The organism is Variovorax sp. 22077, from assembly GCF_052044195.1.
GTDB lineage: Bacteria > Pseudomonadota > Gammaproteobacteria > Burkholderiales > Burkholderiaceae_C > Variovorax > Variovorax atrisoli.
Window position 1 is genome coordinate 59920 of the sequence record NZ_JBQEQC010000024.1, and the last position, 23165, is coordinate 83084.

General features: G+C 68.0%; 23 protein-coding genes. 9 read left to right on the forward strand and 14 right to left on the reverse strand.

What is annotated here, in order from left to right; translation table 11 throughout:
• Positions 1-14 precede the first annotated feature (14 nt).
• Positions 15-1205, reverse strand: a complete 1191-nt coding sequence (locus ACTJLF_RS27825) for an MFS transporter (RefSeq protein WP_440884324.1) — start codon at positions 1203-1205, stop codon at positions 15-17.
• 97 nt (positions 1206-1302) lie between these two features.
• Here ACTJLF_RS27825 and ACTJLF_RS27830 point away from each other — a divergent pair, with 97 nt between their 5' ends.
• Complete coding sequence (locus ACTJLF_RS27830) at positions 1303-2085, forward strand: AraC family transcriptional regulator (RefSeq protein ID WP_440884325.1); 783 nt, start codon at positions 1303-1305, stop codon at positions 2083-2085.
• A 24-nt stretch (positions 2086-2109) separates the two neighbouring features.
• Here ACTJLF_RS27830 and ACTJLF_RS27835 read toward each other — a convergent pair whose 3' ends face one another.
• The 4 genes from ACTJLF_RS27835 to denD all read right to left on the reverse strand — a co-directional run bounded on the left by ACTJLF_RS27835 (position 2110) and on the right by denD (position 6063).
• A complete protein-coding gene (locus ACTJLF_RS27835; protein WP_126182259.1) occupies positions 2110-3402 on the reverse strand; it encodes a TRAP transporter large permease in 1293 nt (430 codons plus the stop codon).
• Positions 3403-3413: 11 nt separating this feature from the next.
• Positions 3414-3926, reverse strand: a complete 513-nt coding sequence (locus tag ACTJLF_RS27840; RefSeq protein WP_126182258.1) for a TRAP transporter small permease — start codon at positions 3924-3926, stop codon at positions 3414-3416.
• A 98-nt stretch (positions 3927-4024) separates the two neighbouring features.
• The gene (locus ACTJLF_RS27845) at positions 4025-4999 is read right to left on the reverse strand and encodes a TRAP transporter substrate-binding protein (protein ID WP_126182257.1); all 975 of its coding nucleotides are present in this window, start codon (positions 4997-4999) and stop codon (positions 4025-4027) included.
• 44 nt (positions 5000-5043) lie between these two features.
• On the reverse strand, positions 5044-6063 hold the full coding sequence (gene denD, locus ACTJLF_RS27850; protein ID WP_440884326.1) for a D-erythronate dehydrogenase: 1020 nt from the start codon (positions 6061-6063) through the stop codon (positions 5044-5046).
• Positions 6064-6232: 169 nt separating this feature from the next.
• Here denD and ACTJLF_RS27855 point away from each other — a divergent pair, with 169 nt between their 5' ends.
• Together ACTJLF_RS27855 and ACTJLF_RS27860 are read left to right on the forward strand one after the other, a co-directional pair.
• Complete coding sequence (locus tag ACTJLF_RS27855; protein ID WP_184603990.1) at positions 6233-6469, forward strand: hypothetical protein; 237 nt, start codon at positions 6233-6235, stop codon at positions 6467-6469.
• A gap of 32 nt (positions 6470-6501) precedes the next feature.
• A complete protein-coding gene (locus tag ACTJLF_RS27860) occupies positions 6502-7572 on the forward strand; it encodes a hypothetical protein (protein WP_440884327.1) in 1071 nt (356 codons plus the stop codon).
• A 102-nt stretch (positions 7573-7674) separates the two neighbouring features.
• On the opposite strand, the gene ACTJLF_RS27865 is transcribed toward ACTJLF_RS27860, so the two are convergent.
• The gene (locus ACTJLF_RS27865) at positions 7675-9372 is read right to left on the reverse strand and encodes an electron transfer flavoprotein-ubiquinone oxidoreductase (protein WP_019651974.1); all 1698 of its coding nucleotides are present in this window, start codon (positions 9370-9372) and stop codon (positions 7675-7677) included.
• 143 nt (positions 9373-9515) lie between these two features.
• Here ACTJLF_RS27865 and ACTJLF_RS27870 point away from each other — a divergent pair, with 143 nt between their 5' ends.
• Genes ACTJLF_RS27870 through ACTJLF_RS27880 form a run of 3 tightly spaced genes read left to right on the forward strand, consistent with a single transcriptional unit; the run spans position 9516 to position 11631 of the window.
• Positions 9516-10298: an SDR family oxidoreductase gene (locus tag ACTJLF_RS27870; protein WP_019651975.1), complete on the forward strand. Its 783-nt coding sequence runs from the start codon at positions 9516-9518 to the stop codon at positions 10296-10298.
• A 20-nt stretch (positions 10299-10318) separates the two neighbouring features.
• Positions 10319-11209, forward strand: a complete 891-nt coding sequence (locus ACTJLF_RS27875) for a DMT family transporter (RefSeq protein ID WP_440884350.1) — start codon at positions 10319-10321, stop codon at positions 11207-11209.
• Positions 11206-11631, forward strand: coding sequence for an acyl-CoA thioesterase (locus tag ACTJLF_RS27880; protein WP_440884328.1), 426 nt, complete (start codon positions 11206-11208; stop codon positions 11629-11631). Before ACTJLF_RS27875 ends, ACTJLF_RS27880 begins: the two co-directional genes overlap by 4 nt.
• A 175-nt stretch (positions 11632-11806) precedes the next feature.
• Here ACTJLF_RS27880 and ACTJLF_RS27885 read toward each other — a convergent pair whose 3' ends face one another.
• Both ACTJLF_RS27885 and ACTJLF_RS27890 read right to left on the reverse strand, forming a co-directional pair.
• Positions 11807-13162 (reverse strand): sensor histidine kinase, encoded by a 1356-nt coding sequence (locus ACTJLF_RS27885; protein WP_440884329.1) that lies wholly within the window; start codon positions 13160-13162, stop codon positions 11807-11809.
• 46 nt (positions 13163-13208) lie between these two features.
• Positions 13209-13880: a response regulator gene (locus ACTJLF_RS27890; protein WP_019651979.1), complete on the reverse strand. Its 672-nt coding sequence runs from the start codon at positions 13878-13880 to the stop codon at positions 13209-13211.
• Positions 13881-14043: 163 nt separating this feature from the next.
• Between ACTJLF_RS27890 and ACTJLF_RS27895 the strand changes: the two genes are divergently transcribed.
• Genes ACTJLF_RS27895 through ACTJLF_RS27905 form a run of 3 tightly spaced genes read left to right on the forward strand, consistent with a single transcriptional unit; the run spans position 14044 to position 17129 of the window.
• Complete coding sequence (locus ACTJLF_RS27895) at positions 14044-14748, forward strand: phosphatase PAP2 family protein (protein WP_440884330.1); 705 nt, start codon at positions 14044-14046, stop codon at positions 14746-14748.
• Positions 14735-15331, forward strand: coding sequence for a phosphatase PAP2 family protein (locus ACTJLF_RS27900; RefSeq protein ID WP_354323915.1), 597 nt, complete (start codon positions 14735-14737; stop codon positions 15329-15331). The genes ACTJLF_RS27895 and ACTJLF_RS27900 overlap by 14 nt, the downstream gene beginning before the upstream one ends.
• Before the next feature lie 46 nt (positions 15332-15377).
• Entirely contained in the window at positions 15378-17129 is a 1752-nt protein-coding gene (locus tag ACTJLF_RS27905) for a phosphoethanolamine transferase (RefSeq protein WP_440884331.1), read from the forward strand.
• Positions 17130-17273: 144 nt separating this feature from the next.
• On the opposite strand, the gene ACTJLF_RS27910 is transcribed toward ACTJLF_RS27905, so the two are convergent.
• The 6 genes from ACTJLF_RS27910 to ACTJLF_RS27935 form a co-directional block, all read right to left on the reverse strand.
• Positions 17274-17855, reverse strand: a complete 582-nt coding sequence (locus ACTJLF_RS27910; RefSeq protein ID WP_440884332.1) for a peroxidase-related enzyme — start codon at positions 17853-17855, stop codon at positions 17274-17276.
• A gap of 97 nt (positions 17856-17952) precedes the next feature.
• Positions 17953-19215, reverse strand: a complete 1263-nt coding sequence (locus ACTJLF_RS27915) for a haloacid dehalogenase-like hydrolase (protein WP_440884333.1) — start codon at positions 19213-19215, stop codon at positions 17953-17955.
• A gap of 101 nt (positions 19216-19316) precedes the next feature.
• Complete coding sequence (locus ACTJLF_RS27920; protein ID WP_440884334.1) at positions 19317-20570, reverse strand: type II toxin-antitoxin system HipA family toxin; 1254 nt, start codon at positions 20568-20570, stop codon at positions 19317-19319.
• Positions 20560-20904: a helix-turn-helix domain-containing protein gene (locus ACTJLF_RS27925; RefSeq protein WP_440884335.1), complete on the reverse strand. Its 345-nt coding sequence runs from the start codon at positions 20902-20904 to the stop codon at positions 20560-20562. Before ACTJLF_RS27925 ends, ACTJLF_RS27920 begins: the two co-directional genes overlap by 11 nt.
• Positions 20905-20953: 49 nt before the next feature.
• Complete coding sequence (gene eutC / locus ACTJLF_RS27930; RefSeq protein ID WP_184603970.1) at positions 20954-21760, reverse strand: ethanolamine ammonia-lyase subunit EutC; 807 nt, start codon at positions 21758-21760, stop codon at positions 20954-20956.
• Positions 21757-23160 (reverse strand): ethanolamine ammonia-lyase subunit EutB, encoded by a 1404-nt coding sequence (locus ACTJLF_RS27935; protein ID WP_184603968.1) that lies wholly within the window; start codon positions 23158-23160, stop codon positions 21757-21759. The genes eutC and ACTJLF_RS27935 overlap by 4 nt, the downstream gene beginning before the upstream one ends.
• Positions 23161-23165 lie beyond the last annotated feature (5 nt).

Consider the following 23165-nt stretch of genomic DNA (forward strand, 5'->3'; position numbering starts at 1 on the left):
GCGCCGGGCCGCTTTCAGGCGGCGGCTCCCTCGGCGTCGACAGGCATCGTCTGCATGGTGCGATTGCGCAGCTGCAGCGCGAGCACCGCCGCCACGCACAGCAGGCAGAGCACGGCGGTCAGCGTCACGCCGAGGCCGCGCGCGTCCGACAGCATGCCGAAGAGCGGCGAGACCAGCCCGCCCACCGACAGCGCCAGCCCCAGCGCGATGCCGCTGGCGGTGGCCGGGTTGCGCGGAAGGTAGTCCTGCGCGAGCGTCACCTGCGCCGCGAAGGGCAGGAACATGCACAGGCCGAAGAGTCCGGTGCAGGCCAGCGCCCAGCCGGCGCTCGGTGCGAGCACGATGCCCGCGAGCGAGGGCAGCGCGAAGAGGTAGCCCGCGCGGATCGTGCCCATGCGCCCGATGCGGTCGCCCAGCCACCCACCGAGCAGCGTGCCGACCGCGCCCGCCGCAGTGAACGCGGTGAGCGCCGCCGCGCCCTGGAAGGCCGAGCCGTGCAGGTCGCGCGTGATGCGCAGCGACAGCATCGACATCACCGTGACGTATGGGATCGACCAGCCCACGATGGTCGCCACCAGCAGCCCGAAGGCGCGCCAGTCGTTGTGCGGCTTCATCAGATGGTCGCCGGCCTTTCGCGCCCCCGCGGCGGCACTGCCCGAGGCCGCTCCGCGCCGGGTGTTCACGACGAACCACACCAGGCCCATCGCCAGCGCGGGCACGCCCAGCAGGTAGCTGCGCGACAGGCTGCCGCCGCCCACGGCCGTGGCCGCCAGCACCGGCGCGAACGAGGCGCCGATGGTGCCGCCCACGGAGAACACGCTCATCGCCTTCTGCGAGCCGCCGCCGGCCGCGCGTGCAGCCACCGTGGCCGGCGGGTGGTAGGCCGCGATGCCCAGGCCGCACAGCGCCATCGCGATCCAGGTCAGCAGGTAGCTCTGGCTCAGCCCCGCCAGCACCACGCCCAGCGCTGCCACCAGAAAGCCCGTGGGCACCAGCCAGCTGCGCGGGTGGCGGTCGGCGTACAGGCCGAACAGCGGCTGCACCACGCTCGACAGGCCGGTGGCCGCCAGCATCAGCCCGCTGACGGCGGTGTAGCTGTAGCCGCGCTCCAGCACCATGAACGGCAGCAGGGCGGGCACGAGGCCCTGGTAGAGGTCGTTGACGGCATGGGTGCCGGTGAGCAGCCCGAGTCGGCGCTTGTTCATGACGGATGCTTCTTTCGTTTGCGGTAGGAGTGAAAAAAGCATCGTAGGAAGCCGTGAGAAGATGTTCCTGCTACGAATTGGCAAGCATCGTCGAGAAATGGACAAAGCGATCGACCTCCGCCCCGAGCAAGGCGAATCCACCCCGCGCGCGGTCGCGGTGCTGGCGACCGACCCTGCCGGCAACGCCTTCATTCCGCCGCACACGCACCGGCGCGGCCAGCTCATCCACGCGATCTCGGGCGTGATGCTGGTGAGCGCCGCCGCCGGCAGCTGGGTGGTGCCGACCGGCCGCGGCGTGTGGGTGCCCGGCGGCATGGAGCACCGCATCCGCATGGCCGGCGAGGTTCGCATGCGCACGGTGTTCGTCGAGCCGGGCACGCGTGCCGACCTGGGCAGCGAATGCCGCGTGATCCACGTCGGCGCGCTGCTGCGGGAGCTGATCGTCACGGCCGTGTCGCTGCCGCTGGACTACGCGCCGGGCAGCCGCGACGAGCGCGTGATGGAGCTGATCCTCGACGAGATCGAGGCCGCGCCGGCGCTCTCGCTGCATGTGCCGATGCCGCGCCATGCCCGGCTGGCCGCGTTGTGCGAGGAACTGGTGCGCGATCCTTCGCTGCCCGCGACGCTGGAAGAGTGGGCCTTGCGCCTGCACATGAACACCCGCACGCTCGCTCGCCTGTTCCAGCGCGAGACGGGAATGAACTTCGGTGCGTGGTGCCGGCAGGCGAGGCTGCTGCTGAGCCTGCCCCGGCTGGCAGCGGGCGCGTCGATCCTGGAGGTGGCGCTGGCCCACGGCTACGAGAGCCCGAGCGCCTTCACCGCCATGTTCCGGCGCACGCTGGGCGTGCCGCCGAGCCAGTACCTGCACCGGCCCGGCTGAGCGCCGGCGGTCGAGGTCGCGGCGCTACTTGAACCCGAGCGTGTGCGGCAGCCAGGTGCTCAGCGCCGGCACGAAGGTCAGGATCAGCAGCACCGCGCCGTGCGCCCACAGGAACGGCACAAGCTCCTTCACCAGCGCCGTCATCGGCACCTTCGATACGTTGCAGGTCACGAACAGCAGGCCGCCCACCGGCGGCGTGATCATGCCGAGCGTGAGGTTGAAGATCACGATCATCGCGAAGTGCACCGGGTCCACGCCCAGCTTCACCGCCACCGGCGCGAGGATCGGCGCCAGCACCATCACGCCCGGCAGAGGCTCGATGAAGATGCCGAAGAGCAGCAGGAAGATGTTGACGATGATCAGGAACATCCACGGCGAGAGGTTCATGCCGATCAGCCACTCGGCCATCTGCTGCGGGATGCCCTCGATCGTCAGGACCCACGCGAACGACGCCGACAGCCCGATGATGATCAGCACCGAGGCCGAAAGCAGGGCCGAGCGCGAGAGGATGTCCGGCAGCGCCTTCCATTCGAGCGTGCGGTAGACGAACTTGCCGCACACCAGCGCATAGAACACCGCCACCACCGAGGCCTCGGTGGGCGTGAACCAGCCCGCGCGCATGCCGCCCAGGATGACCACCGGCAACAGGATCGCGGGAATCGCCTTCCACGTCGTGACGAGGATCTCGCGCAGCGGCGGCGTCTGCCCGTCGCCCTTGTAGTTGCGCTTCTTCGAGACGTGGTAGTTCACCAGGCACATCGCCACCGCGATCAGGATGCCCGGCAGGATGCCCGCCGCGAACAGCGTGCCGACCGAGACCGTCTCGTCCTGCAGCGCGTAGATGATCATGATGATCGAGGGCGGGATGATCGGCCCCACGATCGCGGTCGAGGCGGTGAGCGCCGCCGCGTAGGAGCGGTCGTAGCCGGCCTTGTCCATCATCCTGATGAGCATCGACCCCGGCCCCGCCGCGTCGGCCAGCGCCGAGCCCGAGATGCCCGAGAAGAAGGTCAGCGACACCACGTTGGTGTAGCCCAGCCCGCCGCGCCGGTGGCCCACGAACTGGCCTGCGAAGCGCAGCAGCACCTCGGTGAGCGAACCGCCGCTCATCAGCTCGGCGGCCAGGATGAAGAAGGGCACCGCCATCAGCGGGAAGCTGTCGATGCCGGTGAAGGTTTCCTTCAGCAGCACCATCAGCGGGTAGTTCTCCGCCAGGATCAGCGTGGTGACGGTGGAAAGGCCCAGCGCGAAGGCCACCGGCACGCCGATGGCCAGGAACACGCAGGCGGAGACGATGAGAACGAGGCTTGCATCCACGGTCGTTCTCCTTACAGCGACGCGCTCGCGTTGGCGTCGAAGTGCGCGTCGGACGCGAACTCGCGCCTCAGCACGTAGCCGCGCACCACCAGCAGCCAGTGCACGACGAGCAGCACTCCGCCGAACAGCATCGCGCTGTAGATGTAGGCGAAGGGAATCTGCGTGACGGCCGTGAGCTGGAACATCGTGCGCTGCATGTAGAGCCAGCCGTACCAGACCATGAAGCCGAAGAAGGCGAACAGCAGCCCGGCGACGACGATGCGCAGCGCGATGGCCGCGCCGCGCGGCAGCGCGTCCTGCAGGTTCTCGACCGCGATGTGCCCGCCGTAGCGCAGCACCGGGCCGGCGCCCAGGAAAGTGAGCCAGATCATCATGTGGCGCGACACCTCCTCGGCCCATTCGAGCGATTGGCTGGTGGTGTAGCGCAGCACGACGTTGGTGAAGATGATGACCGACATGGCGGCCAGCAGAAGAATCAGCGCCCAGCGGTTGGCGGCGAGAAAGTAGCGCTCGAAGGCTTGCACTTTGAGTTGTTCTCTGTTGTTTCGGGAGAGAAGAAAAACGAAGCGCCCGGCGCACGCATGCGTACCGGGCGCGTTGCCGGAAGGCCGGCTCGGACGGCTTACTTGACGTCCGAAATCTTCTTGATGTTGTCCGCGCCGAATTCCTTGGCGTAGCTCACGTACGCCGGCTTCAGCGCCTCGCGGAAGGCGGCGCCGTCGACGGTACGCGTGACCTTCATGCCGTCCTTCTCGAGCTGGGCGATGCCGTTGTTCTCGTCGTCGTTGACCTTCTTGCGCTGGGCCACGGCGGCTTTCTTCGCGGCCTCGGTGAACACCTTCTTGTCGGCGTCCGAGAGCTTGTTCCACACCTTCGGCGACAGCAGCAGGAGCGCCGGCGAGTAGACGTGGCCGGTGAGGGAGAGGTGCTTCTGCACCTGCGAGAACTTCGAAGCCAGGATCACCGGAATCGGGTTCTCCTGCCCGTCGACCGTGCCCTGCTGAAGTGCGCCGAAGAGCTCGGGGAAGGCCATCGGCGTAGGCAGGATGCCGAAGGTGCGGTAGCCGTCCATGTGCACCTTGTTCTCCATGGTGCGCATCTTCAGGCCGGCCGCGTCGGTGGGCTTGACGATGTCGCGCTTGCTGTTCGTCATGTGCCGGAAGCCGTTCTCCGTCCACGCCAGCGCGATGATGCCCTTGCTCGGGAACTTGGTCAGGATGTCCTGGCCGATCGGGCCGTCCATCACCTTGCGCGCGTGGTCGTAGTCGCGAAAGAGGAAGGGGATATCGACGATCTTCACCTCGGGCACGAAGTTGCCCACCGGGCCGGTCGAGGTGTTGACCAGGTCCTGCGTGCCGAGCTGGATGGCCTCGATCTGCTCGCGCTCGCCGCCCAGCGCCGAGTTGGCGAAGTGCTGGCACTTGTAGCGGCCTTGCGTGCCCTTCTCGATCTCCTCGCAGAACACCGTGGAGCCCACGCCGTAGTGCGACTCCTTGGAGGTCGCGTAGCCGATCTTGAGAACGGTGGGGGCCTGGGCGAAGGCGGAAGTGCCCAGGGCGAGCGAAAGGCAGGCGGCGGCGATGTGGCCGAGTTTCATGATGTCTCCGGGGTTGAAGTCAGGTGCGCGTCAGGCGCACCTGACTATGCAACGCTGGGGAGCTTCACCGCGTCGGGATTTTCACGGACGTATTCCCGGATCACTGCCTCGAAGCTGTCGTCGGCGGTCAGCCCCAGCGCCCCGGCGCGCGCCGTCTCGAAATGCCCCGGCCAGGTCTTCACGATGCGCATGATCGTCGGGTCGGGCGTGCGGTCGAGCAGGGCGGTGGCGGCCTTGCCGGCCACGCGCTCCAGCGCCGCGGCCATCTCGCCCACCGTGGTCGGCAGCGAGGGCAGGTTCAGCGCGGTGCGCGGGCCCCATTGCGCGTCGCTCGCCTCGGCGGCGCGGATGATGCCCTCGATGGTGCGCGAGGGCGAAGCGATGGCTACGGGCGTCTCGTCGGGCACCGGGCAGGCTGCGCGCAGGCCAGCTAGCGGCTCGCGGATCATTCCGCTGAAGAAGCCCGAGGCCGCGCCGTTGGGCTTGCCCGGACGCACGCTCACCGTCATGAGCCTCACGCTGCGCCCGCGCACGAAGCCCTTGCGCGTGAAGTCGGCCACCAGCTGCTCGCCGATGAATTTCTGGATGCCGTAGCTCGTCTGCGGCGTGGGCAGCGTGTGGTCCTCGATCACCTTCGGCAGGGGCTGCTCGGGCGAGTCGCCGAACACCGCGAGCGAGCTGGAGAACACCAGCACCGGCTTCGTGCCGAGCGCGCGCACGCGTTCGAGCAACGCATGCGTGGCGGCGAAGTTGCTGCGCATGCCGAGGTCGAAGTCGGCCTCGCATTCGCCGCTCACTGCGGCCGCCAGGTGGAAGATGGCGTCGGCCTCGCGCCAGGGCGTGGCGTCGGCCTGTGCCGAGAGCTGGTCGTCCAGGTCGCCGGTGATGGTCCTGATGCGCGCATCGGCCGCAAGGTCGGCCGGCGGGGCCGCGCGGTCGACCAGCGTGATGCGCTCGATGGGGCTGCCGGGCGCGCCGGCCAGCGAAAGGCTGCCTTGCCTGAGCAGCGTGCGTGCGAGGCGCGCGCCCACAAAGCCTGCGCCGCCGGTGATGATGATCTGCATGGGTCCTGTCTCCTGTGAGCGCCGAGGATAAGCGTGCGGTGCATTTCCCGTCCGATCGCGGGCGGCGGCGAGGGCGACAGGCCTGTGGCATGCTCGATCGCAGGCTGCGCCTCGGAGCCCATCGCGAAACCCGTCGCGCACGAGCGCCTTCATCGACAGGAGACATTGCATGCTCACGGTCATTGTCTTGTGGCTACTCGCCGTGGCATGGCTCGTGGCAAACGGCCTGTTCGCCGAGAAGCCTTCGCCGCAATACCGGCGAAGACGGACGCTGGTGGCGTGGATGTTCCTTGGCGGCTGCGCGGGAGCGCTTGCCGGGCTGGCCGGACCGGCCTTCTCGCTGCCGGGCTCCATCTTCGGTGCCATGGCCGCCGGGCTGGCGGCGCGCAGCCTGGTTCCGGTGTGAAGTCCGGACTCCTGAGCAGAAACAACGACGACATGACGATGCAGTTCCCACCCGATTTCCTCGAAACGCTGCGGCAGCCGGTGATCGGCGAAGCCGACCTCGACACCCAGTCCTCGTTCTTCTCGCGCGAGGAGGTCAGGGATTTCTACCTCTCGGTGATGAAGAGCCCGGAGAAGAACGAGGTGCTGCAACTGGCTGTCGACCAGCTGCCCCTCCTGCATCCCCACCGTGCCGCGCTGCTCGCCCTGTTCTGCGGTGCGCTGGTGGAGGACGGGGCCGATCCGCACCTGCTCTTCGGTGCGGCGCTCGAACTCATGGCCGACCTGCTCGCCTCGCTCGAGCCCTTCTGCGCGACGCAGCCGCTCGAAGGCGACGATGACGCGGACCCCGACGATCTCGCCGAATGGCAGGCCGCCAATGCCGCCCTCGGCGCGCTGTCGGCGCAGGAGCGTTTCGAGGTCGAGGCGCGGCAGGCCGCGGCCGGGCTGCTGGTGCTGCCGCTGATGGCCATGCTCATGCGCGACGTGCGCAACCACCGCGCCCTGCTGGCCGACGGCGAACTGGTGGCGCGCATCGATGCGATGGCTGTCAACGATTCGCTGCCGATCGACGGCCTGCACTTCCTGCAGGGTGCCGCCGAGCTGACCTACGAGGACGAACTGGTCGTGGTTCTACCGGCCTCCGGCACCGGCATGCTGGTGAAGGCCCATGCCATCAACAACAATTTCCACGCGTTCTCGCTGCTGCAGAAGCTGATGCGCAAGCACGCCAAGGCGCTGGGCATCCAGCCGCCCCAGGCGCCCGCGGGCGAGGCGGGTGCGAACGCAAACCGTGACAGCGACTCGGCCGAGTACCTGTGGCTGCAGGCCCACGCCTTCAGCAACGGCGAACTTGTCGATCCGATGGCGTGGTCATGGGGCGAGGGTTCGCTGCGCGAGAACGTCCGCAGGCAGGGACGGCTGGTGCTCGTCGCACTGGACACGCAGAACAAGCCCAGCCGCAGCTGGAACGGGTTCGACCGCGTGCTCCATTCGGAGCAGAAGTCGCGTGTGTCGCTGGTGCGCCTGCTCACGCCCGAGGAGGTCGCCGGATACCTTGCCTGAGGCGGCGGGCCTTCCGGCCATGCCAAGGAAAAGGCCCTCCGAAGAGGGCCTTGAGCAGAAGGAAGCGAAAAGAAGCGGAGGAAGAGAAGAGGGCCGAGGGCCTTACATCCCCACGTAGTTCGGCCCACCGCCCCCTTCGGGCGTGACCCACACGATGTTCTGCGTCGGGTCCTTGATGTCGCAGGTCTTGCAGTGCACGCAGTTCTGCGCGTTGATCTGCAGGCGCTGCTTGCCGTCCTCGGTGCCGACGAACTCGTAGACGCCGGCGGGGCAGTAGCGGCTCTCGGGGCCCGCGAACTTGGCGAGGTTGACGTTCACCGGCACCGTCGGGTCCTTGAGCGTCAGGTGGGCCGGCTGCTGCTCTTCATGGTTGGTGTTGCTGATGAACACGCTGGAGAGGCGGTCGAAGGTGAGCTTGCCGTCGGGCTTGGGGTAGACGATGGGCTTGCACTCGGACGCCGGCTTCAGGTACAGGTGGTCGGGCTTGTCGCGGCGCAGGGTCCATGGGATGTGGCCCTTGAGCAGCCATTGCTCCACGCCGTTCATGATGGTCGCGATGCCCAGGCCCTTCTTGAACCAGGCCTTGAAGTTGCGGGCCTTGTTCAGCTCGGTGTGGAGCCAGCTCTTCTCGAATGCGGCCGGGTAGGCCGTGAGTTCGTCGTGCTGGCGGCCGGCCATGACCGCGTCGAAGGCGGCCTCGGCGCACAGCATGCCGGTCTTGATGGCGGCATGGCTGCCCTTGATGCGGCTCACGTTGAGGTAGCCGGCCTCGCAGCCGACCAGCGCGCCGCCCGGGAACACCGTCTTGGGCAGCGACATCAGGCCGCCGGCCGTGATGGCGCGCGCGCCGTAGCCGATGCGCTTTGCAGGCTTGATGCCCTTGGACTCGTCGCCCTCCAGGTACCAGCGGATGTTGGGGTGAAGCTTCCAGCGCTGCATTTCCTCGAAGGGGCTCAGGTAGGGGTTGCTGTAGTCCAGGCCCGTGATGAAGCCCATGGTGACCTTGTTGTCCTCCATGTGATAGAGGAAGGCGCCGCCGTAGGTGTCGCTCTTCATCGGCCAGCCGGCGGTGTGCAGCACGAAGCCGGGCTGGTGGCGCTTGGGGTCGATCTCCCAGACTTCCTTCACGCCGATGCCGTAGGTCTGCGGGTCCTTGCCGGCGTCGAGCTTGTACTTCGCGATGAGCTGGCGGCCGAGGTGGCCGCGCGCGCCTTCGGCGAACACGGTGTACTTGCCCAGCAGCTCCATGCCGAGCTGGAAGTTCTCGGTGGGCTCGCCGTCCTTGCCGACGCCCATGTTGCCGGTGGCCACGCCGCGCACCGAGCCATCGTCGTTGTAGAGCACCTCGGCAGCGGGGAAGCCCGGGAAGATCTCCACGCCCAGGTTCTCGGCCTGCTGCGCGAGCCACTTGGTGAAGGCGCCCAGGCTGATGATGTAGTTGCCGTGGTTCTGGAAGCATTCCGGCAGCAGGAAGCCGGGCGTGCGCAGGCCCGACTTCTCGCCAAGGAACACCATCGCGTCGTCGGTGACCGGCTGGTTCAGCGGCGCGCCGAGTTCCTTCCAGTCGGGCAGCAGCTCGTTGAGTGCGCGCGGGTCCATGATGGCGCCCGAGAGGATGTGCGCGCCGGGCTCCGAGCCCTTCTCGAGCACCACGACCGAAATCTCCTTTTCCTGCTGCGCGGCCAGCTGCTTGAGCCGGATCGCGGTCGACAGGCCGGCGGGGCCGCCTCCGACCACGACCACGTCGTATTCCATGGCTTCGCGAGGGCCGAACTGGGCGAGGATTTCGTCGTGCGTCATGTGGGTTGGATCGATAATGATTTTTCGGGGCGCGGTGGCAGCCCGGGACTGCGGGGCATTTTATGCGGCGTCCAGGCATGCCCCCTGTCGCCCGCGGGCGGGGCTTCCCCGCGTCACCTGCGCGACTCCACAGGATCCAGTCCATGGCTTACAGCATCGATCTCTCCGGCCGCGTGGCCTTCGTCACCGGCGCCTCCAGCGGGCTCGGCGCCCAGTTCGCGAAAACGCTGGCGCGAGCCGGCGCCGCGGTGGTGCTTGCGAGCCGCCGCATCGAGAAGCTCAAGGAGCTGCGCGCGCGCATCGAAGGCGAGGGCCACGACGCCCACGTGGTCGAGCTCGACGTGACCGACATCGCGAGCATCAAGGCCGCCGTGGCGCGCGCCGAGACCGAGGTCGGCCCGATCGACATCCTGGTGAACAACTCGGGCGTGAGCACCACGCAGCGCCTGCAGGACGTGACCCCCGACGACTACGACTACATCTTCGACACCAACGTGAAGGGCTCCTTCTTCGTGGCGCAGGAGGTCGGCAAGCGCATGCTGGCGCGTGCACGGGGCACCGCGCCGGGCACCTACATCGGCGGGCGCATCATCAACATCGCGTCGGCCGCGGCGCTGAAGGTCATGCCGCAGATCGGCACCTATTGCATGAGCAAGGCGGCAGTGGTACAGATGACCAAGGCCATGGCGCTCGAATGGGGCCGCTTCGGCATCAACGTCAACGCGCTGTGCCCGGGCTACATCACCACCGAGCTCAACGAGGAGCACTGGAGCACCGAAGGCGGCGCAAAGCTGGTCAACATGCTGCCGCGCAAGCGCGTGGGCAAGCCCGAAGACCTGGACGGCCTGATCGTGCTGCTGGCCAGCGGCCAGAGCCACTTCGTGAACGGCGCCGTCATCGCGGCCGACGACGGGTTCGCGCTCTGAGCCCGCGGGCCTGGATCGGCATTGCCGCCGGCCTGGGCGCGGGCGCGCTGTGGGGCTTGGTGTTCGTCGCGCCGCGCATGGTGGGCCACTTCGGCATGGTCGACATCACCGCTGCGCGCTTCCTGGTGTTCGGCGCCATCTCGGGGCTCGCGGTGTTCGCGCGGCCGGCCGCATCGCGCTGGCCGAATGCGCAGCAGGCGCTCGCGGCGCTGGGGCTCAGCGTGCTGGGGTTCAGCGGCTACTACCTGCTGCTGGCCTTCGGGATCCAGGCGGCGGGAACGGAGGTGCCCAGCCTCATCATCGGCACGATCCCTGTCTGGATGATGCTGCTGGGCCGTCCCGCGGGCCTGCGCATGAGTGCGCTGCTGCCCGGGCTGCTGCTCACGGGCGCGGGCATCGCACTGATGATCCACGGCGCATGGTCGGCGCAGCACGGCGCGGGCTCGGAGACCGGCGCCCGCTTCGGCTGGGGCATCGCGCTGGCGGTGGCCTCGATGGCGAGCTGGACGGTGTACGGCCTGCTCAACGCCGCCTGGCTGCAGCGCCACACCGAACTCAATGCGACCGACTGGGCCAACTGGCTCGGCGTGGCCACGGGCCTTGGCGCCTTGCTGCTGTGGCTCGTCGCAGGCAGCGACGCGGCCACGCTCAAGGCCCGGCCCGACGGCATGCTCTTCGCATGGATCGCGCTGGCCAGCGGCTTCGGCTCCTCCTGGCTCGCGACCATTCTCTGGAACGTGGCGAGCCAGCGGCTGTCGGCCAGCCTCTGCGGGCAGCTGATCGTGAGCGAGACGCTGTTCGCGCTGCTCTATTCCTTCGTCTGGGACGGCCGCTGGCCGCAGGCCACCGAGTGGGCCGCGGCGGCGCTATTCGTGCTGGGCATCCTCGCATCCATCAAGGCGCACCGATGAGAATCGAAATCCCCGAAAAGAAGAAGCTGGTGTACGAAACGTCCATTCCCATCCGCTGGGGCGACATGGACGCCATGGGCCACCTCAATAACGGCACCTACTTCCGCTACCTCGAGACGGCGCGCATCGACTGGATGCACTCCATCGGCTTCGAGCCGCAGCCCGACGGCGAGGGCATGGTGATCGTCAACGCCTTCTGCAACTTCTACCGCCAGATCGAGTACCCCGGCAACGTGATGCTCAAGATGTACGTGAGCGACCCGGGCCGCACCACCTTCGAGAGCTGGGGCACCATGGCCCGCGAGGAAGAGCCCGACGTCATCTGCGCCGCCGGCGGTGCCACCACGATCTGGGTCGACTTTCCGAAGCAGAAGGCGATGACCTTGCCCGACTGGCTGCGCGCGCTTGTGAGTGCCGACTGAGAGGAGCGCTGTCGGTCCGACGCCGGCAGCTTCTTCTTGCCGAAGCCCGCGCTGCAGGGCCTCGTGAAGGAGGTGGCGGCGATGTATGGCGCCCATCCGTTCGGCTTCGACGATTCCCGTGACCTCGTGTCGAGGAAGGAAGCCCCTCGGCGCCGAGGTCGCGCCGGCCGGCCGATCAGGCCTGCTGCAGCACGATGCGGGCCTCGAAGCCCTGCGTCGCGCCCGGCGGCGGGGAAGAGAGCTCCAGCCGGCCGCCGTGCTTCTCGACGATCGTGCCGACGATCGAGATGCCCAGCCCGTAGCCTGCCCGGTCGGAGCTGTGGCGCACATGGCGCTCGCGCAGCGTGGCGAGCTGTTCGGGGGTGACGCCCTTGCCCGAATCGCGCACGGCCATCGTGCACGGCGCCATCACCTCGATGACGACGCGGCCGCCGCCGTAGCGCAGCGCGTTCTCCACCAGGTTGCGCAGCGCGATGGCCAGCGCGTCCACGTCGCCCAGGACCTCCGGCGACGCGGTGTCGGGCACCTTGAGCATCAGTCGCTCGGTGTTCTGCGGGTCTTGCCAGAAGTCCTGCGCCACGGCGCCTGCGAGCTGCACCAGGTCGACCTGGTTGCGCGTGAACGAGGCGCCAGACTCCGCGCGCGATAGCTGCAGCAGCTTCTCGGTGCGGTGGCTCAGGGTGCGCAGCGCGTCGAGCGCGGCCTGCACGTCATTGCGCCTCAGGTCGTGGTCGAGTGCGGTCTGCAGCCGCAGGCGGGCCGCGGCCAGCGGGGTGCGCAGCTCGTGCGCTGCATTGGCCGCCAGGGCGCGCTCCACGTCCAGCGAATGCGACAGCCGCTCCAGCAGCCGGTTGAGGTGGTCGCCCACGGTGCGCAGCTCCCTCGGCAGCTCGCCGGGCAGCGCGATCGGCCTCAGGTCGGCGCCGCTGCGCTTCTCGATCTCGGCTGCCAGCTCCTGCAGGACGCGGAGCTCCGTGCGCGCCACGTTGCGCAGCACCAGCGCCAGCAGCGGCAGCACCGCGCCGAGCGGAATGATCAGCCCGAAGAGCGTGCGGTTGAGCGCATGGCGCCGCTCGTCGAGCGGGTCGGCCACCTGGAAGAACAGGCCCAGCGTGGGATGGCGCACGGTGTAGATGCGCCAGCTCGAGTTGTTCGCGAAGCCGGCGGCCAGCGGCACGTCGAAGGTGTCGGCGGGAGCCTCGGCGGAGCGCAGCAGCACGTGCTCGTGCGGGTCGACGATCTGGTAGATCACCGCGTCTTCCGAGAAGAGCTGCTTGGGCGCGATCAGCGGCTCGCGCGGCTGCTGGGTGCCCGAATGCTGCAACCGCTCCAGTTCCTGCACCGCCATCGCGAACATGCGGTGCGAGACCTCGATGAGCTCGTTGTCGAAGTTGTGGTTGATCTCGCGGTCCACATACCAGACCACTGCGAGCACGCACAGAAGCCACACGCCGCCGACCCACAGGATCAGCGTGCGGGTCAGCCGCCCGGCGAGCGACTGGCGGCCGGCGAGGAAGCTGCTCGTGCTCAACGGGCAGTCTCCGAGCCGCGGGAGCCTTGGGCCGTTCGCGCGGCGCTCATTCGTCCTCGTCCGAGGACGACAGCCGGTAGCCCAGGCCGCGCAACGTCTGGATGTGGCTGCGGCCGAGCTTGCGCCGCAGCCGGCTGATGAAGACTTCGAGCGTGTTGCTGTCGGCCTCGTCGCCGAAGCCATAGAGGGCGTCGGCGAGGTTCTCGCGCGTGTGGATGCGCTCGGGCCGGGTGGCCATCACGCGCAGCAGCGCCCATTCCTTCTGGGTGAGGGTGATCGGCGAGCCGCTCTTGCGCACCATGTCGTGCGCCAGGTCGATCTCGAGGTTGCCCAGTTGCAGCACCGGCGAGCTGTTCGAGCTGCGCCGCCGCTCCACCGCGCGCAGGCGCGCCAGCAGCTCGGCCGGGTCGTAGGGCTTGATGAGGTAGTCGTCGGCGCCGGCGTCCAGCCCGCGGATGCGGTCGGTCACCTGGTCGCGCGCGGTCAGCACGATGACGATGGGGCGCTCGGGCAGGGCGCGCACCTGCGGCAGCAGCGAGAGGCCGTCGCCGTCGCCCAGGTGCAGGTCGAGCAGTACCGCCGCGTACTGCACCGAGAGCAGGGCGGCGCGGGCATCGGCCAGGCTGGGCGCCACGTCGACCACGAAAGCCTTGGCGAGCAGGTAGCTGCAGACGGCGTCTGCCAATGCGGTGTCATCTTCGACAAGCAATATGCGCACGCCATGTCCTTTCAACGAGAAAAAGAGTCTAGCGTCCCCGAAAAAGCCGCCCCGAAAGCCCGCCGCCCGCGGGCTTTCCGGTCAGATTCGGTTCAGGTTGCTTCAGGCTCGGTTCATTCCGCAAACGTAGGCTCGCGGCTGTTTGTCAGTCCCGCCTGCCTCCATGACCCGTCCCACCCTTCTCCGCCTGTGGGTTTTCACCCTTTTCGCATTCGCTGCGCTGATGGCGTGGGACGCGACCGGCGGCGATCTCTTCCTGGCGCGCATGGCGGGCTCGCACCTCGGGTTCGCGCTGCGCGAGAACCCCTTCATGGTCCACGTCATGCATGAGGGCGCCCGCAATCTCAGCTGGGCCCTGGTGGTCCTGCTGTTCGTCGCGATCCGCTGGCCCTTCGGCGTGCTGCGGCGCCTCGATACCGCCTTCCGCGTCCAGCTGGCCCTGACGGTGCTCGGCTCGGTGATCGCGGTCAGCATGATCAAGCACGCGAGCCACACCAGCTGCCCCTGGGACCTGCAGGAATTCGGCGGTGTCGCGCGCTACGTGTCGCACTGGTCGTGGGGCGTGAGCGACGGCGGCCCCGGCGGGTGCTTCCCGGCCGGCCACGCCTCGGCGGCGTTCGCCTACCTGGGCGGGTACTTCGTGCTGCGGCGGGCATCGGCCCGCGCGGCAACGATCTGGCTGTGGACGGCCATGGCCGCGGGCCTGGTACTGGGCGTGGCCCAGCAGCTGCGCGGCGCGCACTACATGAGCCACACCCTCTGGACCGGCTGGGTCTGCTGGACGGTGGGCCTCGTCATCGACACGGCCGTCGCGCGCTTCGGCTCGCGCGGCACGGCCACGGCGATCCCGGCACATGCAGGGCCTTGATTTCGCGCTCTTCGGGCTGATCAACGCCGGCCCTTCGGCGGCGGCATGGAGCCTGGCCTTCGCCGAGTTCTGCTCCGACCTGCTGCCAGCCATGCTCACGCTGGCCATCGGCTTCAGCGCCTTGTTCAGCCGTCGCTGGCGCTATGCGCTGTTCACCGTGCTGCTGAGCGTACTGGCCGCCTGGATCGTGGTGACCGTGATCCGCTCCCTGGCGCCGATTCCCCGGCCGGCCTTCTACGGGCTGGGCATCCAGTGGGTGCCGCAGGGCGTGCGGCCGGGCTTCCCGAGCATGCATGCGGCCGGTACCTTCGCCGCGGCGTTCGCGCTGTGGTGCCTGCCGTCGCGCTTGCCGATGCTGGCGGCGCTGGTCGTGGCGGCGTTGGTGGCATGGAGCCGGGTGTACCTCGGCCTGCATTTCCCGTCCGACATCGTGGCGGCGACCATGCTCGGCGCGCTGGTGGCGATCGTGGTGGAGCGGGGCATCAGCCGGCCGCTGAGCCAGGCTGCATCGGGCGCCCTGGTGGCGCGGCGGCGCTCGGCCAGATCGAGGCTGCGCAGGGCGGCGAGTCTGAACACGGACTGAAGGGGCAATTCAGCCTCGCTTCAGCCGGGCTAGTTACATTCGCGAGATGTCTGTTTCGCGAATTTCGCCTGTTCCCGTGGAACAGGCGGGTACTCCTGAGTCCAAAACACCACAGTTGCCTCCCTCCGGCGCCCCGTGGGCACGGTTCGACCTCTGGTTGCAGCGTCCGCGCTCGGCGGCCCTGGTCGTCCTCTGGCTCAGCCTCTATCTGGTATTGACCACGAACTGGCCGCTCTGGAACGAGCTGGCCCGCATCGGCGGCGCGCCCAGCAGCTACATGTCCACGGTCGTGTCAATGAGCCTGCTCACGCTGTGCGGCTCGGCGGCCATCCTCTCGTTCACGGCCTGGTCGCGCTGGATGAAGCCGCTGTGGCTGCTGGTGGTGGTGCTGGCCGCGGTGGTGCAGCACTACATGCTCCAGTACCGCGTGGTGATGGACCCCAGCATGATCGCCAACGCGCTGCAGACCGACCCCAACGAGGCGCGCGACCTGCTGAGCTGGCGCATGGCCTTCAACGTGGCGGTGGTGGTGCTGCCGGCGGCCTGGCTGATCTGGCGGGTGCGCGTCGTGCCCATGCGCATCCTGCCCAAGCTCGCGCGCAACGTGGGTCTGCTGCTGCTGTCCGTCATCGTGGCGGTGGGCACCGCGGTGGCCATGAACCGCGAACTGGCGCCGCTGATGCGCAACAACGTGCACCTGCGCTACATGATGAATCCGATCGCGTCGATCTATTCCACCGGCTCGCTCTTCATCAAGCCTCTTTTCAAGCGCAGCGGCAAGCTGGTCTCCATCACCGCGGGAACGGCGCTGGGCGCGAGCTATGCATCGCAGACCAAGCCGCCGCTCTTCGTGGTGGTGGTGGGCGAGACGGCGCGTGCCGACCATTTCGCCCTCAACGGCTACGCCCGCGACACCACGCCCGAGCTGGCCAGGCGCGGCGTGCTGAGCTACCGCGAGGTGCGCTCCTGCGGCACCAACACCCTGGCTTCGGTGCCCTGCATGTTCTCGCCGCTGGGCAAGGAAGGCTACGAGTCGCGCAAGGACGACTACGAAACCCTGGTCGACGTGCTGCAGGCCGCCGGCCTGGCCGTGTTCTGGCTCGACAACCAGGCCGGCTGCAAGGGCGTGTGCGAGCGCATTCCCAACGCATCGGCCTTCGCCGGGCTCGACCCCGCCACCAAGAAGGCGCTGTGCGACGGCGACGAGTGCCTGGACGACGTGATGCTCAAGGGCCTGGACGAGCGCATCGCCGCGCTGCCTGCCGAGCGCCGCGCCAAGGGCGTGGTGCTGGTGATGCACCAGATGGGCAGCCACGGGCCCGCCTACTACAAGCGCTCCGCACCCGACGTGAAGCGCTTCCTGCCCGAGTGCAAGACCAACGCCCTTGCAGACTGCGCCCACGCCGAGCTGATGAACGTGTACGACAACTCGATCGTGCAGACCGACCGCTTCCTCGGCCAGACCATCGACTGGCTCAAGGCGCAGTCGAAGCGGTACGACCCGGCGATGCTCTACATCAGCGACCACGGCGAATCGCTCGGCGAGTTCGGCCTGTTCCTGCATGGCGTGCCCTACAGCTTCGCGCCCGACGCGCAGAAGCACGTGCCCATGATCACCTGGTTCAGCGAAGGCATGAGCGAGCGGCGCAAGCTCTCGCGCTCGTGTATGGAAGCGGGGCTCGACGCGCCGCTCACGCACGACAACCTCTACCACACGGTGCTGGGCGTGATGGACGTGACCACGCCGACCTACAAGCCGGCGCTGGACGCGCTGGCTTCCTGCCGCGGCAAGGGCTGAGGGAAGCGGGATCGGACTGCCGGCTGCAAAGGACGCGAAGATTCCGCGAAGAGCGCGAAAGAGCCCGACAAGAATCCGGTTCGCTCTTCTGCGCCCTCAGCGAAAGCGTCGCCCGCGTCCCGCTGCTCGTTCTGGTTCTTCAGCCTATTTCTTCTCGCGCGGCACCCGCCCCATCAGGAAGAACTCGTTGTTCGGCTGCATGCCGCTGAAGCTGGCGAGCCGGTTGCTCAGCCCGAAGAAGGCGGTGATGGCCGCGATGTCCCAGATGTCCTCGTCGTCGAAGCCGTGGGCGTGCAGCGGCGGGAAGTCGCTGTCGTCGATCTCGTGGGAGCGCTCGCAGACCTTCATCGCGAAGTCGAGCATCGCGCGCTGCCGCGGCGTGATGTCGGCCTTGAGGTAGTTCACCGCCACCTGGTCGGCCACCAGCGGCTTCTTCTCGTAGATGCGCAGCAGCGCGCCATGGGCCACCACGCAGTAGAGGCACATGTTGGCCGCGCTGGTGGTGGTCACGATCATCTCGCGGTCGCCCTTGGTGAGCGAGCCTTCCTCCTTGAGCATCAGCGCGTCGTGGTACGCGAAGAAGGCGCGCCACTCCGCGGGGCGGCGCGCGAGGGCCAGGAACACGTTGGGCACGAAGCCGGCCTTTTCCTGCACCGCGAGGATCGCGGTGCGGATGTCCTCGGGCAGGTCTTTCAGTTCGGCAAGGGGGTAGCGGTCTGCGGCCATGTCTGTCTCCGTCGTGGTTTGTTTGCCTTGACGGGTCATCATAGTTCCGCAGATGCGGAGGGCCGGCCCGCGAGATGGGCGCAGCCGAGGCCGGGTCTTATTTCAGCGCCTTGCCCTGCGTGGCGCCCAGCGGCGTGTGCAACTGCGAACTCACCCACGAGCCCGTGTTGTCGTCGCGCCCCTGCAGCAGGTAGCGCGTGTCGGCCTTGCCGTAGTTCTGCACCGCCATGGCGGAGAACTTGCCGATGTCGGTCTTCGGATCGCGCAGGCGGTTGACGATCAGCACCTTCTTCGTGTCGGCGAAGTCGGCCATCATGTTCTGGTCGCCTTCGCTGTCGCCGGCCACGAAGCTGGGGCCGTAGCCGTACTTGCTGACCAGGAAGCGCCGGATGTTCTTGGTCTTGCCCGGACCCTGCGTCTGGTCGTAGCCGCGGCGGAACTCGGGCTGGATCACGCCGCGGGCGTCGCGCTCCAGCTCCATCGCGAGCACGCGCTCGGGCGCGTTGTTGTAGCCGAAGGCCGGGTTCGACGAGATCTCCTTGATCACGTCGACGAAGGAGGCCGAGCACACCCACACGTCGAAGCCCGCGTTGCGGAACGCAGCATACAGCTGTTGCATCTCGGGCTGCAGGCGAAGGCCGTTCTTCCAGCTCACCGAGACCACGCCGGCGCGTCCGGGCAGGGCTGCGGGCGAAGTCCACTTGACCTTGGTCACGGGCTCCTTCAGCTGCCAGGCCACGGTGTCGACCGTGAGCTTGCGCACCTGCGCCTCGGTCATGCCGGCGAAGAGGTAGGTGACCCACGGGTAGGCCGTGTCGTGGTCGAAGGTGTCGCCGATGGCTTCGTAGAGATAGCGCACCTTGGTGGTGAATGCGCCGTAGTGCGGGCTCAATGCCACCACGGCCAGCGACTGGTCGCCCTTCAGCCCCTTGTAGTTCTGGTAGAGCCATGTGTAGCTCGCGAGGATGTCCGGCACCACGGTGTCGATGCTCACCGGCTGGCCGGCCGCGTTGTTGTATGCGGGCAGGAAGTCCTTCTTCGGAATGTTCTTGCGCAGCGCCACCTCGAGCTGCGCGGGCGTGGCGCCGAAGACCAGGTTCTCCAGCTGGTAGATGAGCGCGGCTTCCTCGATGTCGAGGAACACGCTGGTGTTGTCCCAGTCGAACACCACGTACGGCGGCTTCGCGGCGTCGTAGCCCGGGCTGCCCTTGCCCAGGCTGGCGATCAGGCCCTCGATCTGCGCGCGGTTGAAGGCGTCCCAGTTCGCGGGGGCAAGGCTCTTTGCAGGCGTGAGGCTGGCACATCCAGCGGCGACGAGTGCGGCGGCCATGGGGGTGAGAAGGACGAGGCGGCGTTGCATGCTTTTCCTGTTTTGAGCGTTGCAGATTGAGATGAGTCCCAACCTACGCATCAGGCGTGCCAGGCTGTGCGTGATGAGCATGCATTGCGCCGCAAGGCGCGCTAAGCCGCGATGCGTTCTGCCTGAAGTTCAACAAAGTGCGCCACCCGCCGCACCAGCGCCCCATTTCCCCCGGCAGTCGCCGCGCTTGCCGCCGCATGAACGGCAACCTTCTCGCCGATAGCCACAATGATTTCTTCCGCCGCTGCAGCCGACAGGCCAAAGTGCGGCGCCGCCTCGCGCGCCAGGGCGAGGCTCGACGCGTGCTGCCCTGGAAGAATGGCGAGCTCCTGATAGCCCGTGTGACCGCCAAGCTGCATGACGAGATCGAAAGCCGGGGCCAGACGCCACCTTCCGTCGTCGCTGCGCAGCGCGCCATGGTTCTTGACGTGATCGTCGCTGTTCCCAACTGCCAGGTTGAACACCAGCCGCCGGAACAACTCCGTCAGGTCCTCTTGTGGCTGCGCAGAGATGCGCCGCAGCAGTTGGGCCAGTTCGACATAGCTGCCCCGGCTGGATTCATAAGGCACATCGAGCAGCGCCGACGCCGAGAGGTAGTGAAAGCGTCGCTCGTCTGTCACCGGTCCTGCGCGGTCGAAGCGCTCGACCAGCAAGGCATGCCCTGACGAGAGAGGCTGCAACAGGAAAGGTGGTACCTCGATTCCGCACGCATCGGCCAGCCAGAGCGTGGCCGCCTCGATCACTTCCACGTCGTGGTCGTCACCGCGCGATGCGAACTTGGCGATCCAGCGCCGACCCTCGTGCACAAACGCTGCCTTGGGACGCGCGCCGCCCAGGCTTCCGCCGCGCAGCAACAGATGCATGTCGGGGCCGACCTCCAGGCCTTGCTCGATGCGATGCGAGGCATCGGCGAGTTCCTGTAGCGACCGGAGTGCGACCGGTGGTTCGTCGCTGCGGATGGGCAGGGTTTCGGCGAACACCATCGCACCTACGCGGTCCTCGTTGGTCAACAAAAGCGCGTCGATGTCCGAGAGTGGCCTGCCCTGGCGTATTTCGAGCACCTTGCGTCCCCAACTGTCTGGCAGTGCGTCGCGCAGCGTGAGCGGCATGGCGCCGCCATCGCGGATGCGGCCCTCGGCCAGCACGAAGGCAGCGTCGCGCAGCGGCAGGTGCTCGGGGTTGAGCGGTGCAGCTTCCGGGTCTTCGAGGTAGCGCCGGCCGTAGGCGAATTCGCCGGACTCCATGACACCACGGCGAACGAGCTTCATCAGCCCGGCCGGTTGTACCTGCGCGCCGGTTCGGTGCGCAAGCCCGACGTAGACACGCCGCTCGACTTCGCTGGCTTCAGAAGTCACGCTCGTCCTCCGCGATCACGCCCGCCGCGCCTTGCGTTGCCGACTTGCGCACCCGGCGTTTTGCCACCAGTCCTGCAGGGGCGGGGGCGACGCTGTCCAGCGAATCGATTTCGCCCAAGAGCCACAACGCATGGGCCAGCAGACCGATGCTGGTGCCCGGCTTGCCGGATTCGAGCGCGCGCAGCGTGTTGGGGGAACACAGCAGTCGCTCGGCCATTTCGGCGACCGTCCACTCGCGATGGACCCTGTGCGCGCGAAGGCGCAAGCCCAGCTGTTCAAGGGGACGAGTTGTCTGAGAAGGCAGGGCCGAAAGGCTGTGGCTGCTTTTGGGCATCAATAAAATGACTGTTAACCTGCTTAAAAGTCATTTTATTGCATATTTTCTACTTGGGGAGGCCGTCCGCCCGGCCGATCTCGGGCCCGTGGCGCTGCTCCAGCACCGCGAGGTCGCTCTCGTCCTTGAGCCCGACGCCCGTCAGCCCCCTGCGCAGGGACTCTCGCATCAGCCATGCCAGCTTGAACGCGGCCGCGCCGTAGGGCAGTCCCTCGGGGCGCACGTTCGAGATGCAGTTGCGCTCGGCGTCGTGCCGGCCGCGCTTGGGCGTGTGGGTCAGGTAGATGCCGAGGCTGTCTGGCGAACTCAGGCCCGGGCGCTCGCCGATCAGCATGACCGACAGCGCCGCGCCGAAGAGTTCGCCCACCTCGTCCGCCAGCGCCACCCGCGCCTGCGTGGCGATGACCACCGGAGCGAAGCGGATGTCGGGCGGCAGGTGCGTGCGCAGCGCGGCCAGCAGAGGCACCGCGTGGCGCGCGACGGCCAGCGAGGAGAGCCCGTCGCCGATCACGACGCAGACATCGCAGCCGTAGCGCCGCTCGCCGAGGAGGCGGGTGGCGCAGTCTTCGTCGAGCTGGCGGCCGAAGTCGGGCCGGCGCAGGTATTCGGTGCGGTCCGCGGCACGGCTGCGCACGCGGGCCACTTCCCAGTGCTGCGCGGCGAGCGCCGACTCGAGTGCATCCACGTCGAGCGCGGCATGGATCGCGTCGCGCGCCATCGCATGGGCCCAGCCGAAGCGCAGCGTCTCGTCGGTGGGCATGCCCGAGCCGGCGCGCCCGAGCGCGAGCCGGGCGGGCGTGGCGGAGCGCCATTGCGCCCACGGGTTGGGGGTGACGGGCGATTCGGGGCTGCTCATGACGCCAGTGCGGAAAGCCCGCTCATGTCGGCCAGCAGCCGGTTGGAGGAAGCGGGCGAGGGCGGGGCCAGCCTGCCGGCCGTGTCGGTGATCTGCATGCGCTGCAGCCATGCCTCGAATTCGGGCGCGCGCTTCAGGCCCAGCGTATCGCGCAGGAACAGTGCGTCGTGGAACGAAGTGCTCTGGTAGTTGAGCATCACGTCGTCCGCACCCGGGATGCCCATGATGAAGTTGATGCCCGCGGTGCCCAGCAGCACGAGCAGCGTGTCCATGTCGTCTTGGTCGGCCTCGGCATGGTTGGTGTAGCAGACGTCGCAGCCGATGGGCAGGCCCAGCAGCTTGCCGCAGAAGTGGTCTTCCAGCCCGGCGCGGATGATCTGCTTGCCGTCGTACAGGTACTCCGGGCCGATGAAGCCGACGACGGTGTTGATGAGAAAGGGCTTGTAGCGCCTCGCCAGCGCATAGGCGCGCGCCTCGCAGGTCTGCTGGTCGACGCCGAAGTTGGCGTTGGCCGACAGTGCGCTGCCCTGGCCGGTCTCGAAGTACATGACGTTGTCGCCCACGGTGCCGCGCTGGAGCGACAGCGCTGCGGCGTAGGCCTCGTCGAGCAGTTCGGGCGTCACGCCGAAGGAGAGGTTCGCCTTCTCTGTGCCTGCGATCGACTGGAACACCAGGTCGACTGGCGCGCCGGCTTCGGCAAGCTTGAGCGTGTTGGTCACGTGAGTGAGCACGCAGCTCTGCGTGGGAATCTCGAAGCGCTGGATGACCTCGTCGAGCATGTGCAGCAGGCGGCCGAGCACGGGCATGCTGTCGGAGGCCGGGTTGAGCCCGATCACCGCGTCGCCCGCCCCGTAGAGCAGGCCGTCGAGCGTGGAGGCGGCCACGCCGCGCAGGTCGTCGGTCGGGTGGTTGGGCTGCAGGCGCACCGAGAGATGGCCGGGCAGGCCGATGGTGTCGCGAAAGCGCGTGACCACGCTGCATTTTTTGGCGACCGATACCAGGTCCTGGTTGCGCATGAGCTTGGAAACTGCCGCGACCATCTCCGGCGTGAGGCCCGGTGCGAGCGCGGTGAGCGTGGCGGTGGTCGCCGCATCGGACAGCAGCCAGTTGCGGAAGTCTCCCACCGTGAGGTGCGACACCTGCGCGAAGGCCTGCGCGTCGTGGCTGTCGATGATGAGGCGCGTGATGTTGTCGCTCTCGTAGGGAATCAGCGCTTCGGTGAGGAACTGCCTGAGCGGCGTTTCGGCCAGCACGTGCCGCGCGGCCATCCGCTGCTGCGCCGTGGCCGCGCCGATGCCCGCGAGGTAGTCGCCCGAGCGGGCCGGGCTTGCGAAGGCCATGACCTGGCGCAGGTCCTCGAAGGCATAGCCCTGGCCGGCGATGGTGGTGCGATACAGCATCTATC

Excerpts from the sequence above, each read along its gene's own strand:
- ACTJLF_RS27825 (WP_440884324.1), bottom strand. The coding sequence starts at position 1,205 with ATGAACAAGCGCCGACTCGGGCTGCTCACCGGCACCCATGCCGTCAAC.
- ACTJLF_RS27830 (WP_440884325.1), top strand. The coding sequence starts at position 1,303 with ATGGACAAAGCGATCGACCTCCGCCCCGAGCAAGGCGAATCCACCCCG.
- ACTJLF_RS27845 (WP_126182257.1), bottom strand. The coding sequence starts at position 4,999 with ATGAAACTCGGCCACATCGCCGCCGCCTGCCTTTCGCTCGCCCTGGGC.
- denD (WP_440884326.1), bottom strand. The coding sequence starts at position 6,063 with ATGCAGATCATCATCACCGGCGGCGCAGGCTTTGTGGGCGCGCGCCTC.
- ACTJLF_RS27855 (WP_184603990.1), top strand. The coding sequence starts at position 6,233 with ATGCTCACGGTCATTGTCTTGTGGCTACTCGCCGTGGCATGGCTCGTG.
- ACTJLF_RS27860 (WP_440884327.1), top strand. The coding sequence starts at position 6,502 with ATGACGATGCAGTTCCCACCCGATTTCCTCGAAACGCTGCGGCAGCCG.
- ACTJLF_RS27865 (WP_019651974.1), bottom strand. The coding sequence starts at position 9,372 with ATGACGCACGACGAAATCCTCGCCCAGTTCGGCCCTCGCGAAGCCATG.
- ACTJLF_RS27870 (WP_019651975.1), top strand. The coding sequence starts at position 9,516 with ATGGCTTACAGCATCGATCTCTCCGGCCGCGTGGCCTTCGTCACCGGC.
- ACTJLF_RS27880 (WP_440884328.1), top strand. The coding sequence starts at position 11,206 with ATGAGAATCGAAATCCCCGAAAAGAAGAAGCTGGTGTACGAAACGTCC.
- ACTJLF_RS27895 (WP_440884330.1), top strand. The coding sequence starts at position 14,044 with ATGACCCGTCCCACCCTTCTCCGCCTGTGGGTTTTCACCCTTTTCGCA.
- ACTJLF_RS27900 (WP_354323915.1), top strand. The coding sequence starts at position 14,735 with ATGCAGGGCCTTGATTTCGCGCTCTTCGGGCTGATCAACGCCGGCCCT.
- ACTJLF_RS27905 (WP_440884331.1), top strand. The coding sequence starts at position 15,378 with ATGTCTGTTTCGCGAATTTCGCCTGTTCCCGTGGAACAGGCGGGTACT.
- ACTJLF_RS27910 (WP_440884332.1), bottom strand. The coding sequence starts at position 17,855 with ATGGCCGCAGACCGCTACCCCCTTGCCGAACTGAAAGACCTGCCCGAG.
- ACTJLF_RS27915 (WP_440884333.1), bottom strand. The coding sequence starts at position 19,215 with ATGCAACGCCGCCTCGTCCTTCTCACCCCCATGGCCGCCGCACTCGTC.
- ACTJLF_RS27925 (WP_440884335.1), bottom strand. The coding sequence starts at position 20,904 with ATGCCCAAAAGCAGCCACAGCCTTTCGGCCCTGCCTTCTCAGACAACT.
- eutC (WP_184603970.1), bottom strand. The coding sequence starts at position 21,760 with ATGAGCAGCCCCGAATCGCCCGTCACCCCCAACCCGTGGGCGCAATGG.
- ACTJLF_RS27935 (WP_184603968.1), bottom strand. The coding sequence starts at position 23,160 with ATGCTGTATCGCACCACCATCGCCGGCCAGGGCTATGCCTTCGAGGAC.